14 protein-coding genes are annotated in these 19,116 nt (G+C 46.4%); 6 read left to right on the forward strand and 8 right to left on the reverse strand.

Annotated elements, in window-relative coordinates:
* The 4 genes from mfd (at position 1) to NK638_RS01630 (ending at position 8,582) form a co-directional block, all read left to right on the forward strand.
* Positions 1 to 3,684 (forward strand): transcription-repair coupling factor, encoded by a 3,684-nt coding sequence (mfd, locus tag NK638_RS01615; protein WP_274631665.1) that lies wholly within the window; start codon positions 1 to 3, stop codon positions 3,682 to 3,684.
* A gap of 226 nt (positions 3,685 to 3,910) precedes the next feature.
* Positions 3,911 to 4,345 carry an HIT domain-containing protein gene (locus NK638_RS01620; RefSeq protein ID WP_075100708.1) on the forward strand — a complete coding sequence of 145 codons (435 nt, stop codon included), beginning with the start codon at positions 3,911 to 3,913 and terminating at the stop codon, positions 4,343 to 4,345.
* Between the two features lie 302 nt (positions 4,346 to 4,647).
* Positions 4,648 to 6,855, forward strand: a complete 2,208-nt coding sequence (locus tag NK638_RS01625; RefSeq protein WP_274631666.1) for a neutral/alkaline non-lysosomal ceramidase N-terminal domain-containing protein — start codon at positions 4,648 to 4,650, stop codon at positions 6,853 to 6,855.
* 311 nt (positions 6,856 to 7,166) lie between these two features.
* Positions 7,167 to 8,582, forward strand: a complete 1,416-nt coding sequence (locus NK638_RS01630; RefSeq protein ID WP_274631667.1) for an adenylate/guanylate cyclase domain-containing protein — start codon at positions 7,167 to 7,169, stop codon at positions 8,580 to 8,582.
* A gap of 169 nt (positions 8,583 to 8,751) precedes the next feature.
* Here NK638_RS01630 and fdx read toward each other — a convergent pair whose 3' ends face one another.
* From fdx to NK638_RS01670, 8 genes are all read right to left on the reverse strand, one after another.
* Positions 8,752 to 9,090, reverse strand: a complete 339-nt coding sequence (fdx, locus tag NK638_RS01635) for an ISC system 2Fe-2S type ferredoxin (RefSeq protein WP_075100710.1) — start codon at positions 9,088 to 9,090, stop codon at positions 8,752 to 8,754.
* Between the two features lie 119 nt (positions 9,091 to 9,209).
* A complete protein-coding gene (gene hscA, locus NK638_RS01640; RefSeq protein WP_274631668.1) occupies positions 9,210 to 11,087 on the reverse strand; it encodes a Fe-S protein assembly chaperone HscA in 1,878 nt (625 codons plus the stop codon).
* Between the two features lie 159 nt (positions 11,088 to 11,246).
* Positions 11,247 to 11,840, reverse strand: coding sequence for a Fe-S protein assembly co-chaperone HscB (gene hscB / locus NK638_RS01645; RefSeq protein WP_274631669.1), 594 nt, complete (start codon positions 11,838 to 11,840; stop codon positions 11,247 to 11,249).
* A gap of 211 nt (positions 11,841 to 12,051) precedes the next feature.
* A complete protein-coding gene (gene iscA / locus NK638_RS01650; RefSeq protein WP_075100713.1) occupies positions 12,052 to 12,372 on the reverse strand; it encodes an iron-sulfur cluster assembly protein IscA in 321 nt (106 codons plus the stop codon).
* A 250-nt stretch (positions 12,373 to 12,622) separates the two neighbouring features.
* Positions 12,623 to 13,024: a Fe-S cluster assembly scaffold IscU gene (gene iscU, locus NK638_RS01655; protein WP_100749875.1), complete on the reverse strand. Its 402-nt coding sequence runs from the start codon at positions 13,022 to 13,024 to the stop codon at positions 12,623 to 12,625.
* A 155-nt stretch (positions 13,025 to 13,179) separates the two neighbouring features.
* Entirely contained in the window at positions 13,180 to 14,406 is a 1,227-nt protein-coding gene (locus NK638_RS01660; RefSeq protein WP_105243806.1) for an IscS subfamily cysteine desulfurase, read from the reverse strand.
* Positions 14,403 to 14,912 carry an Rrf2 family transcriptional regulator gene (locus NK638_RS01665; RefSeq protein WP_105243805.1) on the reverse strand — a complete coding sequence of 170 codons (510 nt, stop codon included), beginning with the start codon at positions 14,910 to 14,912 and terminating at the stop codon, positions 14,403 to 14,405. Before NK638_RS01665 ends, NK638_RS01660 begins: the two co-directional genes overlap by 4 nt.
* Positions 14,913 to 15,629: 717 nt before the next feature.
* The gene (locus tag NK638_RS01670; RefSeq protein WP_274631670.1) at positions 15,630 to 16,274 is read right to left on the reverse strand and encodes a hypothetical protein; all 645 of its coding nucleotides are present in this window, start codon (positions 16,272 to 16,274) and stop codon (positions 15,630 to 15,632) included.
* 590 nt (positions 16,275 to 16,864) lie between these two features.
* Here NK638_RS01670 and NK638_RS01675 point away from each other — a divergent pair.
* The gene (locus tag NK638_RS01675; RefSeq protein WP_075100718.1) at positions 16,865 to 17,137 is read left to right on the forward strand and encodes an HU family DNA-binding protein; all 273 of its coding nucleotides are present in this window, start codon (positions 16,865 to 16,867) and stop codon (positions 17,135 to 17,137) included.
* Between the two features lie 459 nt (positions 17,138 to 17,596).
* Positions 17,597 to 19,116: SurA N-terminal domain-containing protein (locus NK638_RS01680; RefSeq protein ID WP_274631671.1), on the forward strand; the 1,520-nt coding region annotated here is incomplete at its 3' end.

The raw sequence follows: 19,116 nt of genomic DNA on the forward strand, positions 1-19,116 counted from the left end.
ATGCCTATCACTGCTTTGACTGACGCGTTTGACCCTATTAACCAGCAGTTGTTTCCTATCACTCATGCCGAGAGGCGCTGGCTGACCCCTGTTTATGGTGCGGTCAGTAGTCTATGGCTGGCAAGCTTGATGCAAGCGTTGGTATGGGACGTATCCGAGCGTCTAAAAGTAGTGGTAACGCGCGATCAAAACCAGCTCAATCAGATAGAAACCGAGCTGGCGTTTTGCGGCGTCGATGCCTATGTGTTTCCTGATTGGGAGACGCTGACCTACGATGAGTTGTCCCCGCATCAAGACATCGTCAGCGAGCGTATCAACCTATTGACCGATATGCCCACTAAAGGTGTGCTGCTCATCTCGGTGCAGGCACTCATGCATCGGGTCGCCCCGCCAAGCTGGCTGATAGGGCAGCATTTTGATTTGAGTGTCGGTGATCGATTTGATATCAATACCCAGCGCGAGCTGCTTGCAAAGGCAGGCTACCGTGCGGTTGAAAACGTCTTTGAGCCAGGCGAGTTTGCGGTACGCGGTAGTATTGTCGATATTTTTGCCATGGGGCAGCCATTTCCGCTACGTTTAGACTTGTTTGATGATGAAATCGAAACCATTCGCTTTTTTAATCCGCAGACGCAGCGTACGCTGACCGTCGACGATCTAAAAAACATGATGAGTGGTAACGACAGTAGCATCGGCAAAGAGTCACTGTCGCTACTGCATAAACTGCCTGATATCTCAAAACCTATTCAGCAGTTTCAGATACTACCTGCCAAAGAGTTTCCGCTCGATGAAGGGCGCGAGACGTTTCGAACCAACTTTGCTGCAATGTTTCCCAATACCAGCAGTCGCAAGTCTGAGCTGCATAAAGATGTGATGGCGGGTATCGCCAGTAGCGGGCTTGAGTACTATCAGCCATTGTTTTTTGATTTGGATGACTGGCAAGCTGACAGCAGCTTGTTTGCTTATTTGCCAGATGACGCTCTGTTTATCATCGATGAGCGAATCCACGAAACACAAGCGGATTATTGGTCGCAGATTCAGCGCCGTTATGAAGAGCGCAGGCACGATATCGACAAACCTATTGTCGCGCCAGAATTGTTATATTTATTATCAAATACCTTAAACGAGCATCTCAACCACTATCCGCGAGTGATAATCAGTGCGCATGAGACGCGCGCGGTGATAGACAATGATGCCTCATCGACCGCACAGGCTGCCTCTAATCGGCAAGGGTTGGTCACACTCACGGCGCAACAACCGCCGCAGCTGGCGGTCAATCACCAAAAAGCAGAACCATTGGCCGATTTGCTAGAGTTTTTGCTACAGCAAGCACAAACAGCGACGCCGGTGCTGATCGTTGCCGAAACAGCAGGGCGCCGTGAGATTTTGATAGAGCTGTTTAAGGGTAAGATAGACACCAAAGCGTATGATAGCTTTGAAGCGTTTTTGGCAGCTGATAAGGTCACAACCCTTAATGATAATAACTTGCCGCAGGTAGGGCTGACGGTGGCGCCTATCGAGCGCGGGGTTTATATTCCTGAGCGCTTGGTGGTGATCAGTGAGACTCAGCTGTTTGGTAGGCAAGTGCTACAAACACGTCGTCGCCGCCAAAGCGGGGTGTCAGAAGAGTTTTTGGTCAAAAGCGTCACAGAGATCACCGAAGGCAGTCCAGTGGTGCATATCGAGCATGGTATCGGTCGCTATAATGGGCTGATTACTTTAGATGTGGGCGATGGCGAGCAAGAATTTATTCATCTAAAATACGCGGACGACGCCAGTATTTATGTACCCGTTGCCAATTTACAAATGATCAGTCGCTACAGCGGCGGTGACCCCGCGCTTGCGCCACTCCATAAAATAGGTAGTGGCAAGTGGGATAAAGCCAAACAAAAAGCGCTGGAGCAAATCCACGATGTCGCCGCCGAGCTGCTCAATATGCAAGCAAGGCGTGAGGCCAAAGTCGGTATTCACTTCAAGATTGATCCTTCACAATACGAGCTGTTTGCCAGTCAGTTTGCCTTTGAAGAGACCGCCGATCAGGCCAATGCTATCCAGGCGGTGATGGAAGACATGAGACAAAACCAGCCGATGGATCGCCTCATTTGCGGTGATGTGGGTTTTGGCAAGACAGAAGTGGCGATGCGCGCGGCATTCATTGCGGTTAGTGCCGGTTATCAAGTGGCGGTATTGGTGCCAACGACGCTGCTGGCAGGTCAGCACGAAGACAACTTCCGCGACCGTTTTGCCGATTGGCCAGTACGTATCGAGACATTATCGCGTTTTGGTGGCAAAAAGCATCAAGAGACGGTATTGGCAGACCTTGCCGCGGGTAAGGTGGATATCATCATTGGTACCCACAAATTGTTGCAGCCGGATGTAAAGTTTGCCAATTTGGGGCTGATGATTGTTGATGAAGAGCACCGCTTTGGTGTGCGCCATAAAGAGCGTATCAAAGCCCTTCAGACCGATGTAGATAGTATGTCGATGACAGCGACGCCGATTCCGCGTACGCTTAATATGGCACTATCTGGCATGCGTGATATGTCGATTATCGCCACGCCGCCTGCTCGTCGTCTGGCGATCAAAACCTTTGTTATGCAAAAGACCGATGCCTTGATGAAAGAGGCTATCTTGCGTGAGCTATTACGCGGCGGGCAAGTCTACTTGCTGCATAATGATGTGGCGAGCATTGAGCGCATGGCAGAGACGATACGTGAGCTGGTGCCCGAGGCTAGAGTGGGGGTCGCGCATGGGCAGATGCAAGAGCGCCAGCTTGAGCAGATTATGGAGCAGTTTTATCATAAAAAGTTCAATGTGCTGGTGTGTTCGACCATCATCGAGACCGGTATCGACGTACCAAATGCCAATACCATCATTATTGAGCGCGCGGATAAGTTTGGTTTGGCGCAGCTGCATCAGTTGCGAGGCCGCGTAGGTCGTAGTCATCACCAGGCGTATTGCTACTTGCTCGTGCCATCTATCAAAGGCTTAAAAGGCGATGCCAAGCGCCGTCTGCACGCCATTGAACGCGCCAATACATTGGGTGCAGGCTTTATGCTGGCGAGTGAGGATTTGGAGATTCGCGGGGCAGGTGAGATACTGGGCAAGCAGCAAAGCGGTAACATGCAAGCCATTGGCTTTAGCTTGTATATGGATATGCTAGAGCGTGCGACAAAGGCCATCAAGGCGGGTAAAGAGCCTGATTTGAATACCCCATTGTCACTTACCAGTGAGATCAATCTGCATAGCTCAGCGCTGATACCAGAAGAATACTTGCATGATGTGCATCAGCGTTTGCTATTTTATAAGCGCATCAGTAATGCTGATGATTTTGAGGCGCTCACTGATATCCGTACCGAGATGATTGATCGTTTTGGCACACTGCCAGACCAGACCAAGCATTTATTTGCCATCCATAGACTGCGTATACAGGCCGAGCCATTGAAGATCAACAAAATCGATGCCAATAGTAACAGCATGACGTTAGAGTTTGCTCCTGATACGCCAGTTGACGCCTTGGCAATTATCCAGCTTATTCAAAAAGATGGACAGCGCTACCGGATGAATGGCGCCTCTGGCATTCGCTATCAAGATGCCAATAAGCTGGCCACGCCGCAGCAACGCGTGACCGTGCTTGAGGAGTTGCTGCGCTACTTTAGCGAGCATATGGTGGCAGAGCTCGCTTAGCGCTTTGAGTGACGCCAGTCATCGTATCAAGCGCCCCATCATCTACTAGGTAGCAGCACAGTAAAACAGTAGCCAATCTATTAAGGCGCTATTTTATCTACTGGATAACTGATAAAATAGCAGATACTCTGTGTCTGCTCTATGGCCTATAGCATCCGATAGGTCTTGGTCACCCTTTTTTTTAGTATTTAAGCGTTATCCCCTTCATAACAAGAGAACCGTCATTATGTTCCAACTTCATCATAAACTTGCAGCCGACAGTTTTTTGGTGGGAGATTTCCCATTATCGACCTGCCGTTTAATCAATGATTGTCAGTTTCCTTGGTTGATATTGGTGCCACGTGTCTCTGGTATCAAAGAATTGTATGAGCTGTCTGAGGCCGACCAAGCGCAGTTTTTGCGTGAGTCGAGCTGGTTGTCAAGCCAACTTGCCAAGACTTTTCAGGCTGACAAGATGAACGTGGCTGCGCTGGGCAATCAAGTACCGCAGCTTCATTTTCATCATATCGTTCGTTATCAAAACGATATGCAGTGGCCCAACCCAGTGTGGGGCGTCCCTGCTGTACCTTACACCAAAGAAGTACTGGCGCAGATGCAGCAAACTTTGATGATGGCGCTGCGTGGTCATCATCAAATGCCGTTTGATTGGCAGATGCAATAGGTCTTTTAGCAATAAGCCTTTGGTAATAAACGGTTAAATACGCATAGGCGTGAGCGTTTGTCTGTAAGCATAGCTCTCTGTGTTAATGAGTTTATTGTACGGCTTTACGAAAATATTTTACATTTGTCTGTCAGTTGTTATATTAGAGTGTAAGTTGGCTAAATGGATATAGCCAGCTTGTCAGCTCAGTGTCTTTGCTGCGTCACATCAGAGTAGATGAGGTGCGGTGCGAAGTGCTGAGACCTTCAATTTTAAATCAGGATTGTTTGATTTAAAGTTTCACTCTATGTTAAGGACAACAAATGGCTACTTCCTCTATCTCACTACCCTCGTCACGACGACCTACTATGTTGTTTCTCTCGATTTGTACCGCGTTGCTGGGTATGACGGCCTGTGGAACAGACTCTACTGAGCCTACCGCCATGTCGCCTGCTGCGACACAAACCATCACGACTGATGTCGACCCATCTAATCGCTCTATTACATCAAACTTTAGCGCCAGCGCTGCTGCTAAATCGGTCGCGCCCCGTTACCTTGTCGGTACTGGTAAAGCCGATATCACAGGAGCTGCGGCCGAAACGGGCATGTTTGGCTATGCTGCAGGTCAGGTGGTGCAGGGTATCAATGATCGTCTATATTCTCATGCTTTTATTGTCGGCGAAGCGGATAGCAATGCAGGCAACCGAGTTGTCTATGTCTCAGCGGATATGGGCGCGATGTTTACCGCGGTCAAGCTTGAGGTCATCAAACGCTTACAAGCAGATTTTGGCGACTTGTATAACGACGATAACGTAATGCTTGCCGCCACGCATACTCACGTGGGAAATGCTGGCTATTCGCACCAGCAGCTGTATCAAATCGCCAGCACGGACGACACACTAGCGGGCTATAGTCAGCAAAACTTCAACGCTATCGTCGGCGGAATAGTCACTTCGATCAAACGCGCTCATGAATCATTGACGCCAGGGACGTTGTCTGTGGCACAAGGCGAACTAAAAGGGGTGACTGTTAACCGCTCACAGATTGCGTATAACAACAATGTCGATGCGCAAGAGTTTGATAGTAATGTCAATGAAACCATGACTCAGCTGCGCCTAGATGCTGCCGATGGCACACCGATGGGACTGATCAATTGGTTTGCCCTGCACCCGACCAGCTTTAGCAATCAGTTTATGCATCTAAGTGCTGACAACAAGGGCTATGCTCAGCTTGGCGCCGAAAAGCTGTTTAATAACAACGCGGATAGACCTTTTGTCGCGGCCTTTGCCAATGCTGATGAAGGGGACGTATTGGCGGCAGGCGGTAATGCCAACTCAAAACCCGGCTTTCAAGGCAGTGATAACGAGTGGGAAAACGTCCGACGCGATGGGCAGCTGCAGCTTGATAAGGCTGCTGAACTATGGCATCAAGGTGTCCCTGTCGCGGGGCCGGTGGATGTCCGCGCGCGCTGGGTTGATCTAAAAGGCTATCAGGTCGAGAGCAGGTTCACCAGTGGTGCGGGTAATAAAGTCTTATGTACGCCTGCCCGAGGTTATTCTTTTGCTGCAGGCGGCGAAAACGGGCCATCAAATATCCCTGGCATATACGAAGGCATGACGCGCGCGAGCTTTCGGATCAATGATGATATCAATAAAGTCGATCAGTCGCTTTTGGCCAGTTTGACACGCGGCGCCTTTGGTATCGTCTCAACTGTCAATCAAGACGACTGTCAGGCAGAAAAACAAGTGCTATTGCCAACTGGCAAGTGGGGCTGGATAAATACTGAGCAGCCTGTCCAGCTTATGCGTATCGGCAATATCGCTATTGTGGCTATTCCTGGCGAGCCGACCACCATGGCGGGGCGGCGGATACGAGCCGCTGTACTCGCCCAGTTAAAAGACGCAGGGGTCGATACCGTCATTGTCAATGGCTTGGCCAATAACTATAGCGGCTATTTGAGTACACGTGAGGAGTTTGCCGCCCAGCATTATGAAGGTGCCTCTACGGAGTATGGCCCTTATCAAACGGCGGCGTACATACAGGAGTATAGCCAGTTAGCCAAAGCGCTACGCACCGGTACAGACGTGCCTGATAGTGCCGCACCACCTGATCGCTCACACAAGGCATTTCATGAGCGTCCAAGTGTGGTATTCGATGACAAACCCATACATCAACGCTGGGGGCAAGTACTTACGCAGCCAAACCCTAGTTACCAAAGCGGGGAAGTCGCTACGGCGGTATTTCGCGCAGCGCACCCCAAAAACAACCTACGTGCCGAAGACAGCTTTCTTAAGGTGCAGCGTTACCAAGATGGTCAATGGGAGGACTATCTGAGCGACCGTGACTTTGAGACCACCTACACGTGGCAACGAGAAGGAGCGGCCTATAGCAAAGCGATTATCGATTGGCGCATCAGTGCCGATACGCCAGCAGGGAAATATCGACTGACCCATGCTGGCGACTGGAAAAGCGGCTGGACAGGCAAGATTAAGCCTTACTCTGGTGCCTCAAGCAGCTTTAGGGTGCAGTAAGACAGCCAAGTACCAAGTAAGGCTATAAACTTGCTTATTATGGCCTGCTCATTAAGTGACCAACGGTAGGGTTTTGCGTATCAGTAACGTAGGTTTTATAAAAATGAAAACGTATAATAGTCTTTCAGCTTGCCTTATACCAAACCTAAAGTGTCATCGGTGCTGGCGAGTTGTGGTAGACGGCTAAGGGTTTGTCTGCCTGTTGCTTGGGTTTTGAAAATAGTATGCTCATAACGACATTAACTGTCATTGTGCTATCTTCCTTTTCCTAATATTTATCGATCGTCTGCTTTATTAAGCGAACACTTCATATGCTTCTTTTAGATACGTTGAGACCGAAATTTTCATCGCAGACGAATGGTATCTATCGATTCGACTATCCAGAAGTGTTTGTCTTGATCCTAACGGTTGTGCTTCTTGCCCTGCATTTTGACTTTAGTGCTACCTCGATGGCACTGCTGATCGTCGTTAGCCTGCCAAGCTTGCTGATTTTGATATATAACTATCGCCGTCAGACCAGTTTTTGGACCTCCAATATCGTCATTATTTTGCTGTCTGCAGTCATAGGTTCGATACAGCTGTGCACGGTCATGTCGATCAGTCTGGCAGCTTTGATTGCGCTACGTATTATTATTAGTAGTCCTGAAAACCAAATTAGACTGGTCATTGTCTCGATAGTGACTGTGATTGTTTTTTATTATGTCAGCGTGATTTTAAACAGCACGCAGATGGACTGCCATGACAGTTGGCTGACGCCAGTGGTGCTACTGTCCAGTATGGCGGTGATGCTGTGTCAGTTTCGCTATGTGTATCAAAAGTACATGGATCACCAACAGCGTGCGCAGCAAGCGGTAGGGCGTTTGAGTACCATGGTTTCAGTCATCAATAAGCTGACCCGTTTTGTGACACCGCAGATTTGGGAGCCAATTGTAAAAACAGATGCGCCTGTTAGCGTGTCAAACAAACGTGCTAAGCTGACGATTATGTTTTCGGACATTGTGGGTTTTACAGAGCTATCTGATAGTCTAAGCTCGGACAATCTGGCAGATATTTTAAATACCTATATGCACTGCATGACGGTCATCGCCAATAAGCATGGCGCTGTGCTTGATAAGTTCGTCGGCGATGGGATGGTGTGTTTTTTTGGAGAGCCTAGCAGTCAAGGTGCGCGTCAAGATGCGCTTGACTGTGTGGCAATGGCGCTAGACATGCGCCGTGAGATGCGTACCCTGAGGCATAAGTGGCGGCTAATGGGTTTTGCAGGGCTGTATATACGCGTTGGTATCACGACAGGCTATTGTCATGTCGGCAACTTTGGTAGCAATAATCGCTTGAGCTATACATTGATTGGCAAAGAGGCCAATCTCGCGGCGCGGCTGGAGAGTAGCGCGGGCAAAGATGAGATACTCGTCAGCGAAAGTACTTATGATTATGTTTGCCACAATTATGAATGTCAGCATGCAGGTGCGTTTCAGCTAAAAGGCTTCGACGAAAAAGTCAATGCTTGGCAAGTCCTCGATCCTGATGCCAATAAAGGTCAGCTATCAAAATGGGTGGACCATACGTTACCAGGATTTAATTTGCATCTAAATTTCAAAGACATGAAAGATCAAGACTATCAAGACATCCGAGAGCGTCTAAACCTCGCTCTCGAGCGTATCGAACAAGAGCAAGAAAAAGTAGCAAATGCTATTGCAGCAGAGAGCCAGCGTCATAACGATCAATAGCGACTCTTTTACTGATTTGACATCTGTATGACCATATTTCATTTCATACTTAATATGTCAGCTCGTCCGTGAGCAGACAAAAACGCCAACCATGATACGCAGTCATCGTTGGCGTTTTATGATGGCTTTGACTATATGTTATTAGCGGTATGTTATTAGCGGTATGTTATCAGTGGTTTTCTTTAGCATGGTTGAGCGTGTATTTGGGAATCTCGATGGTCAAGTCGTCGTCTTCTAGCATCACCTGACAAGACAAACGTGAGTCTGGCTCCAGCCCCCAAGCACGGTCTAAAAGATCCGCTTCGATATCGTCCATCTCATCTAGGCTATTAAATCCTTTACGCACCACCACATGACAGGTGGTACAGGCTTTTGACATCTCACACGCGTGCTCTATCTTAATACCTTTTTCTAGTAGGGCTTTGCATAGGTTCTGGCCAGCTTCTAGCTCGACTTCAGTGCCTTCGGGGCAAATCTCATGATGAGGTAATACGGTAATCTTTGGCATAAATTATCTGTCCGGTGCTAATCAATTAAAAAATAAAAACTCAAAAATATATCAGGTCTGTTACACGTCATCACATCTATTATGGCTAAGCCGTATCTAGATAAATTCTATACGCGTTTTTACCAATCTTGAGCGCTGGTACCTGCCATGCTGGCCTTGACGCTTTGATTCATAATACGAGCAGCAAATGCATCGCTATGCGGTTTGAGCTTGGCTTGTTCGGCTTCAATGAGAGTGAGATCATCGGTGCTTAGTGCCGTTTGTAGTGCTTGTGTTTGCTGCGTTAGAGCTTGCTGTTCATCAGAGGTCAATAAGGCTGCGAACTCTTGCAGCGCAGACTGTAGCGCCAATACTTCGCGTTCTGCTTCTACTTTGGTCTCGATTAAAGAGCGTGCATTTTTATCTTCTTCAGCGTGCTCAAACCCCGCCATAAGCAATTGTTCTTTTTGCTCATCTGACAAGCCATAAGAAGGCACAATCTCAATTTTGCTTTCTGTCTTGGTGGTGGTTTCTTGCGCGCTGACTGTCAATTGACCATTGGCATCAATGCTAAAGGTGACCTCGATACGGGCAAAGCCTGCTTTCATCGGCGGGATACCATATAATTCAAAACGTCCAAGCGAACGGCAGTTTTCGACAGTTTCGCGCTCGCCTTGAACCACATGAATCACCATGCCTGTCTGACCGTCCTGATAGGTGGTAAATACTTGGCGTTTTTTGACAGGGATAGGGGTATTACGTGGGATAAGTACCTCAACTAGGCCGCCCATGGTCTCAAGACCGAGTGACAAAGGAGTGACATCTAATAACAAAAGTGAATTGTCGCTATCGCCATTGACCAGCTGATGCGCTGTTTGTGCAGCTCCTAGAGCGACGACTTCATCTGGGTTTAAGCGGCAAAGTGGCTGCTTGCCAAAAAACGTGTTCACCACTTGTTGCACAGCTGGCATACGGGTTGAGCCGCCCACCAAGATGACTTCATCTAAATCGTCAATAGATAGCTTGGCATCGCGTAATACCTGCTCGCAGACGCTAAGCGTACGGCGATTGACAGGATCGGCAATGGTCAACAAATCGTCACGGCGTAAGGTGCCTTGATAAGAGTGGTCGTTGACCGTAATGTCGATAGCGACCTGCTCGGCGTCCGTCAAAGCTTGCTTATATGCTTTGGCTTGCTGGGCAAGGATTGACTTGTCGTGCCGACTGACGTCTTTTGGGTCGATACCTAATTGTTTGATCAACCAGTTGGTCAGCAAGCGGTCGATATCATCACCGCCTAACGCACTGTTGCCGCCAGTTGCTAAGACTTCAAAAACCCCATCAGTGAGCTTTAAGATAGAGACATCAAAGGTACCGCCGCCCAAATCATAAATTAAGTAATGGCTTTGCGTGTTATCTTGAGTAGGCTTATCAAGGCCGTAGGCGACAGCGGCTGCCGTGGGCTCATTTAACAGACGTAGCACATTGATACCAGCAGCCTGTGCGGCATCCTTGGTCGCTTGGCGCTGCGCCTCATCAAAATAAGCGGGAACAGTGATCACCGCCCCTTCGATGCTGTCGGCAGGTAATGCGCTTGCGGCGCGCTGCTCGAGGGCGGCTAGGATACGTGCTGAGACTTCGACAGGGGATACCTTACCTTGGGCGGTGACAAAAGCTGGCATGTCGTCTGCATTACCACTTAACTCATAAGGATGAGAGAACTTAATATCCGCTTGACTACGACCCATAAAGCGCTTGGCAGATACGATGGTGTTTTTTGGGTCATCGGCCAAATGCGCTAAGGCATCATATCCTACCATGGGTTTGCCAGTGCTGGGGTAGTAGACGACAGAGGGCATCAACGTATCGTTGTCAGCGCCTGCCTCTAAGACTTGCGCTTTGCCTGAGCGTACGACTGCGACCAGTGAGCGTGTGGTGCCAAGGTCGATACCTAGACCAAAACGATGCTGATGAGGTTGGGCACTTTGATTGGGTTCGGCAATTTGCAATAAAGACATAAAATCACTCAAAGATAAAATAAATAAAGGAAATGGTGCAATTATGATGACGAATTGCGCTGACGAATGATGATAAATATCAATCTTTAAATTTACATATTGAAGGTATGTTTATCTAGACACCCTAAACATATAAATCATCGTCATCAGATAGACACCCTAAACATATAAATCATCGTCATCAGAGTGCTCAGCACTGGCGACTTCATCGAGACCAGTCGTCACATCGGCATTGAGTTTTACCAAAAACTTAAGCTTTTGGGTGGCATCAATCGCGGTCTGCCAGTCTTGCTTTTGATAGGCACTGCTAAAGCGCTCAGACTGTTTGCTCAGACGAGTGGTAATCTGGGGTTGTAGCTGCGCAAGCGTTGTCCGATCCTTATCTTCGATCGCTTCATCTAGATCGATACGCATCTGCATGGCGTCTTCTAAAAAATCTAAATCGGCAATTGAGTGCTCAAGATTATGAGCCTGATTTGCCATCTCTAATAGGTAGCCGGCGCGGCTATCAGGAGCCCTTAAGGTTTGGTATGCTTGATTTATCAGTGCTGAAGCTTGCTCTGATTGCTGTTTGGCCTCCGTCGCACTCGTCACGTCTTTTGTGCTATCTACCATCAGATTGTCAGGGTGATAGCGTTTTTGTAATAGACGTAACTGCTGATCCAGACGGGCCTGATCAATCTCAAACTGAGCGGGCTGCTCAAATAGAGCAAAAAAGTTATCAAACTGTGCTTCTGCGGTGATGTCTGTCATATCATACGCCTTGCTTTTATTTATTATAAAGTGTCTGAGATACCAGTGCTTATCATATTCAGTGGGCTATTAAGCGCCAGATAGGGTGATGTATAGCCTACCAACTGAATAATAGAAATGTTGCAAACGACATTTTTTATCAAAATACAACATGCTTAAAGGCCAGTAGGCCTCAGTCATAATGATGGCCAATGGCTAAGGGTGGGCAGCTTTAAACAGTAAACGATTCACCGCAACCACATTCGCCTTTTTGGTTGGGGTTGGTGAACTTAAAGCCTTCGTTCAAGCCTTCTTTTTCATAATCCATCAATAAGCCGTCTAAATAGACCAAGCTTTTCGGATCGATAAAGATGCTCACACCGCGGCTTTCATAACGTGTGTCATTGTCATCAGGGGTGTCTACAAACTCCAAGACATAGGCCAAGCCTGAACAGCCTGCGGTACGAATGCCCACACGGATACCTTCGCCTTTGCCGCGATTGTCCAAAAACTCTCGAACATGCTGGGCGGCGCGTTCTGTCATTTCAATCATGCCAACTCCCATTGACTATCAATAATAAAGATATCTTTCAATATGATGTCATCGACCATAAAATCAATGACGGCTATTAATAACGAATATGAGACTAGTAGCAAATCTACCAGAATTATGTGTTTGCGCCAGTTAGAAAATAAAAGGTGACAATTACAGTAGCGTTATTGTCACCTTTATGGTGTCAGTAGCAATCCATTAGAGCTCTACTGACGCCTTGCTAATAAAACAATGCATACGGCCAATAAGTTTAGCTGGTTGCTTCTTCAGCGGTACCATGCTTGCCTTTATAGTCGCTAATAGCGGCTTTAATGGCGTCTTCTGCGAGTACAGAGCAATGCACTTTTACAGGTGGCAAAGCCAACTCTTCAGCGATGTCCATATTTTTAATCTCGCCAGCTTGGTCCAAGCTTTTGCCTTTTAGCCACTCGGTGACAAGCGAGCTTGAGGCAATCGCTGAGCCGCAGCCGTAAGTTTTAAAACGTGCATCTTCGATGATACCGTTATCATCTACTTGGATCTGTAGGCGCATCACATCGCCACACGCTGGGGCACCGACCATACCGGTACCAACGTTTTTGGCGTTTTTGTCAAGATTGCCGACGTTGCGTGGGTTTTCGTAATGATCAATAACTTGGTCACTATAGGCCATAGGGTTTTCTCCTAGTTAGGGGATGAGCGATAGATTGTTTACTATGTATCCGTCGCTCATCGATAATTGGGGTCAAACGCTTACTGTAATTGTCTGATCAATCGTTTTATAAATATTTAAAACAAAGCCCATAAAGGCGATTTGTTTGGTAAATGTTAGTGCTCAGCCCATTCCACTGAATCTAAGTCCACACCTTCTTGATACATATCCCAAAGTGGTGATAGGGCGCGCAGTTTCTCAACCGCTTCGTGCATTTGTTTGATGACACGGTCGATGTCTTCTTCGGTAGTATAACGGCCAAAGCTAAAGCGGATTGAGCTGTGAGCCAACTCATCTGGACGACCAATAGCACGTAATACATATGATGGCTCAAGCGTCGCAGACGTACAGGCCGAGCCTGATGAAACAGCTAAGTCTTTTAGCGACATCATCAATGACTCGCCTTCAACAAAGTTAAAGCTAATGTTTACAATGTTTGGCACGCTATTCTCAAGATCACCATTTAGGTAGATCTCTTCGATGTCTTGCAGGCCATCCCATAGTTTTTGGCGGAGCTTGGCAACGTGAGCATGATCCTCTTCAAAGCGCTCATTGGCTAGGGCAAATGCCGCTCCTAAACCTACAATTTGATGCGTCGGTAATGTACCTGAGCGCATACCACGCTCATGACCACCACCATGCTGCTCAGCTTTTAGGCGAATGCGCGGCTTACGGCGGACAAACAATGCACCAATCCCTTTAGGGCCATAGACTTTGTGTCCTGAGAAACTCATCAAATCAATTTTCATTTCTTCAAGATTGATTTTTACTTTACCGACAGACTGCGCGCCATCGACATGGAAAACCACGCCAGCGTCACGAGTGATTTCACCAATCGCTGCGACATCGGTGATGGTACCAAGCTCATTGTTTACCATCATCAGTGATACCAAAATCGTATCGTCACGTAATGCGTCTTTTACTTGCTCTGGCAAAATAAGACCCGTACCGGCTTGTGGCTCTAAGTAAGTAATCTCAAAACCTTCTTGCTCAAGCTCACGGCAGGTATCTAAAACTGCTTTGTGCTCAATTTTACTGGTAATGATGTGCTTGCCGCGCGATTGATAAAAATGCGCTGCGCCTTTGATGGCAAGGTTGTCGGATTCAGTCGCACCAGAGGTAAAGACGATTTCACGCGGATCAGCGTTGATGACTTCAGCTACTTGCTGACGCGCGGTTTCTACGGCTTCTTCTGCTTGCCAGCCGTAGCCGTGCGAGCGCGAGGCTGGGTTACCAAAGATGCCATCTACAGTCAGATACTCGCTCATCTTGGCAGCTACTGATTTAGCAACTGGCGTGGTGGCGGCATAATCTAAATATATAAGGTTGTTATGTTGGCTCATGCTGGGTTTGCCTCGCTATTCGATAGGGTAATGGTATTAATGTCTTTTATAGAAACTTCTTTGGTGGAGGTGTGCTGTCGCTCTGAGACGGACTGCACATTTTCCATATCTAATAATTGCGCTAATGTTATGTTTTTCAAGTACTGCTCGATATGATTGGACAATGCACACCATAGATCATGGGTTAGGCACATTGTACCACCTTGGCAGTCGCCACGTCCTTCACACTGCATCGCATTAACCGACTCATCGACCGCAGATATGATGCTCATCACATCTATCTCGTTTAGCGGTTTGGCCAAGTAATAACCACCAGCGGCACCACGTATACTGGTGACAAGCCCACCTTTGCGTAGTTTGGAAAATAACTGTTCGAGATAAGAGATAGATATTGATTGCCGTTTAGCGATATCAGATAAGGATACCGCACTGTCTTGTTGGCTGGTTTGTAGCGCCAAATCTAGCAACGCGGTCACGGCGTATCTGCCTCGAGTAGTCAAACGCATGTGTTATCTCCAAACTTATATATCATTTTTATTTAACAACGATCTTAGTAAGAGACTCTCTACCAAAGCGAAAGATAAAAAAGGCAAAACCTCTGCCATGCTCAAATAAAAGTCATCTGCTAAGTGGTGTCTTATCGTCGTTAAACAACAGATGGTCAACCCGATGTGTGCAACGATTAAGCCAATTATACTTAATCCTGAGTAATTTAGTCAAGATTAAAGTATGGTTCAATGGTTAATCAAGCTGATAGCTATGATTGATAAAAACAATGATGCATAAAAGCAATGATGGATAATAATCAAGAGTAAAAACAAATGAGGAGTAAAGATATAGTGGGTGCACTATAAAACAAAACAAATCCAGTGTTATAGGTATAAATGCCGTAAAGCTTCAAAAGTAAGCAGCGCGCAAGAAAAGTTGATACCAGTCGCATGCGGCTTAATAGCTGCGTTTTTTTTGGTTTAGGATTAACGATACTTGATAAAAGGCAAGGTAGGAAAAGGTAGGGTGACAGCAATAGATATCTAGGCTGTATTTTTGATATGGCACCCTACTGTTTGATGACTGGTCAGCAATAGATATCTAGGCTGTATTTTTGATATGGCACCCTACTGTTTGATGACTGGTCAGTAGCCTGTTAAAGACGCCACCATAAAGCGACTAATAGACTTCTCAATGATACCTGTCGATTTTATTGCTTCGTTTAGGGGGCTCGTTTAATTTATTAATAATGCGATAATCGCGCCAATCATGACAAGCAGGGCGACGACAGTCACAATCGTCAGTGTTTTTTGTTTGCTTTGTAGCTCTTTGACCGTGGTTTCAAGCTCGCGGTTTTTGATGGTTAAGGTGTTGATTTGCGTTTGTTGCTCTTTGATACGTAGTTTGTAGCTTTCCTTTTTTTCTGCCATCTCCGCTTCAGTGGGCTTAGATTTGCCTTTACCGCCTTTGAACTTTTTCACCAGTCCTTGGATGAGGCTGCCTAGACCCAATTGCATGATAAATTGCTTGACCAACTGTACTTGCACTGACTCCCCGCGCATTTGTAGCTTTTCGGTGCTTTCGCTATCGTGAGTGGTGATGGCGTTGATGACTTGGATACTGTAGGCATTGATGACGACATCAGGCTCACTACGGCCTATCGGCAGTTGCGCGTCTAATAATACGCCTTTGGTACTAAAGGTGGCAAAAACTTCTACATGGGGAAGGTACAAGCGCAGCGCGACGACAGTACCTTGCTTGGCTAAAGGATAAGCTGCTTTACGTAATTCAGGATCTAGGCGTAACAGTAAGGTCAATGCTGACTCGATGAACACCAAAAAGATATTGAGAAAAGAGTGAGATAACGTAGAACGCTTCATGTAGATAATCCGTGGTTATTTTAGTAACGTGTCGTAAAATGAGGATTTGATCAATAAAAAACAATTTAAAAATCAAGATACACCCAAAATATGCGATTATATTTTGCTTATAGTAACGTCTTTATAATAAAAAGTAACGTAAGTTTCTGACTCTTGGTAACCTTTGTGTCAAGTGTATTGATAAGTCGATATTTTTTGTGCTATTTTCGGCTTTGGCTGCCTGTTGTCTTAGAGTCAGTAGTGGATTGTTGATGACTCATTAGTATTTTTAAGCTAAGGATAGATTTAAATACTATAGTGAGAGCAATTTACTGGACAAAACAGTGGGTAGTCAAGCTGTCTAAGGTAAAGTAGTGAGTTGATAAAAAATTGCAGGGGTTTTGCGTAACATTGAGTGTCAAATACGTAGTAAGCGGCACAAAAATATGTAAAATCGCTTGCGCTCCTTATGCGGCCTTGATATAAAGACGATAACAAAGCGAAACCTGTTAATACGCAAGTCAGGTAGTTTTTATTGCTTAAGTGCTATGAGAGCGTTACAATACCTGGCGTGAGCGTGTATTATCCCCATTAAACTTGAAGGAAATTTTATGAATAAGTCAGAATTGATTGATAGCATCGCAGAAAAAAGTGGTCTGAACAAAACCCAAGCTGGCGATGCACTAAACGCTGTCATGGAAAGTGTTGGTGAAGCTTTAGAAGCTGGCGACAGCATCTCTTTGGTTGGTTTTGGTACTTTTAGCGTAAAAGACCGCAAAGCACGTACTGGCCGTAACCCTAAGACTGGTGAAGAGCTAAATATCCCAGCAAGCAAAGTACCAAGCTTTAAAGCTGGTAAGAACTTAAAAGAGCGCTTAAACTAAGCCTTTGTTAAGATAGTATTTTTTAAGACTATATGAGGTATAGACCACTATAAAACTACGGCCACCTATTAGGCAGAGACTAAAATTGGATACAAGATACGTATAAATGCAGTGTCTGTAGGCCGTAAAAAGATAGAAGGTCGCTCATGGATTTGCTTATTATTTAAGCCATGAGCCAAATAGCAAAAAGCACCTAATATTTAGGTGCTTTTTTTATTGCGATAGTTTGTATCAGACATCATGAATATTTTGAGTCTGTCTTAAAAATCACGTATCATAGGGCGCGCTGTAGATGCATTGTCTAAATCAAGATTGATTGATATCTCTTGGTTTTGTACTAAAACGCACACGCCCTTACTCATACCATTGCCGGCTTAGATAGTATCGTTACCATAGCGTCGATAGGCATAATATTACAATGGTTTTTCATCAACATAGGTTAATAAAGCAGAGATAACTATGGATAAATTGCGCGATTTTTTAAAAAGCTGGCCAGGTCGCATTTTATTGATTTTATGCCTGTCACCGCTTGCGCTATTGGGTGTCGAAAGCTACTTTGGCGGTAGTGTCGACCCAAACCAAGTCGCTCAGGTGGGTGAGGCAAGTGTGGGGCTGTCTGAGTATCAAGCTGCGGTAAATAACCGTCGTACCGAAATCTTAGAGCAAGTTGATGATGCCAGCCTTTTAAATGAAGATGTGCTACACGAGCAGGTGCTAAAAGGCCTTATAGATCGCACATTGTTAGAGCAGCAGGCAGGTAAGCTTGGGATGACGGTCTCTGATGACACCATCAACCGTTTGCTGCGTCAAGAAGAAGCATTTAAAGATGCGGACGGCAATTTTTCTAATGAGCAGTTTGCAACCTTTTTGCGCAATCGCGGTATGACAAAAAACCAGCTGTTTGCTGAGTTTCGCAATCAGTTAAGCCTCGATCAGCTCAATGCCAGTATCGTCGGTACTGCGATTTATCCGATGCAAGCGGTCAGTCAATTGATTGATTTGCAAATGGAGTCGCGCAATATCTGGCTGCATCGCTTTAATTGGCAAGACTATGCCGATCAAGTCGAGGTCAGCAAAAGCGATATTCAGGCTTATTATGATGCCAATAAAGACACACTAAAAAGTGCCGCGATGGTGGATTTGGCTTATATTCAACTAGACCCGCAAGCCATTCAGGTTGATGAGGTCACTGAAGCGGATCTGCAGCAGCAGTATGAAGCGTATAAGCAAAGCCAAGCGGTGGTAGACGAGCGTAGAATCAGCCAAATACTCCTCACAGGTGACAACGCCAAGGCGCGTGCTGAAAAAATTCAGGCACGTTTAGACAAAGGTGAGTCGTTTGCCGCGCTTGCCAAAGCCGAGTCCGATGATCCGTCAGCAGAGAACGGCGGCGATATCGGTCGTCTGAATACCTCGGTGTTTGGTAGCGATGCTGCTGCGGTCGAAAAAGCGCTTGAAGGCCTAAGTGTTGGGGATGTCACCGCACCTATCAAAACCAGCTTTGGCTATCAGATATTTACAGTGACCGAAGATAATGGTAGCAAGGTGCCAAGTCTGGAGAGCATGCGCGATGAGCTAACGGCGAAAGCAAAAGAGTACAAGCGTCAAGAGATTTATGCCGATAAAGTCACGGCCATTAATGATTTGGCGGCTGATGGTTTTAGTATCGAAGATATTGCTCAGCAAGAAAACGTCCCACTAAAACGCATAAAAGACTACCGTAAAGAAAATAACCAATCGGTCCTGTCACAGCCAGCTGTGCTCAAACAAGCCTTTGATGAATTTACCATTCAAGATCAGGCAGTAACCGCAGGTATCGAAGTAGGTAACAGCAAGGTGTGGGTACAACCGAGCAATTATCGTCCTACTAAAACCTTGTCTTTGTCAGCGGCGACGCCAAAAATTACGCAGATACTACGTCGCCAAAAAGCCACAGCATTGGCCCTAAAAGAAGCCAAAGCCATCGCTGCTAGTATCAA

It is taken from the genome of Psychrobacter sp. A3, assembly GCF_028823565.1.
In the GTDB taxonomy this organism is placed as follows: domain Bacteria; phylum Pseudomonadota; class Gammaproteobacteria; order Pseudomonadales; family Moraxellaceae; genus Psychrobacter; species Psychrobacter celer.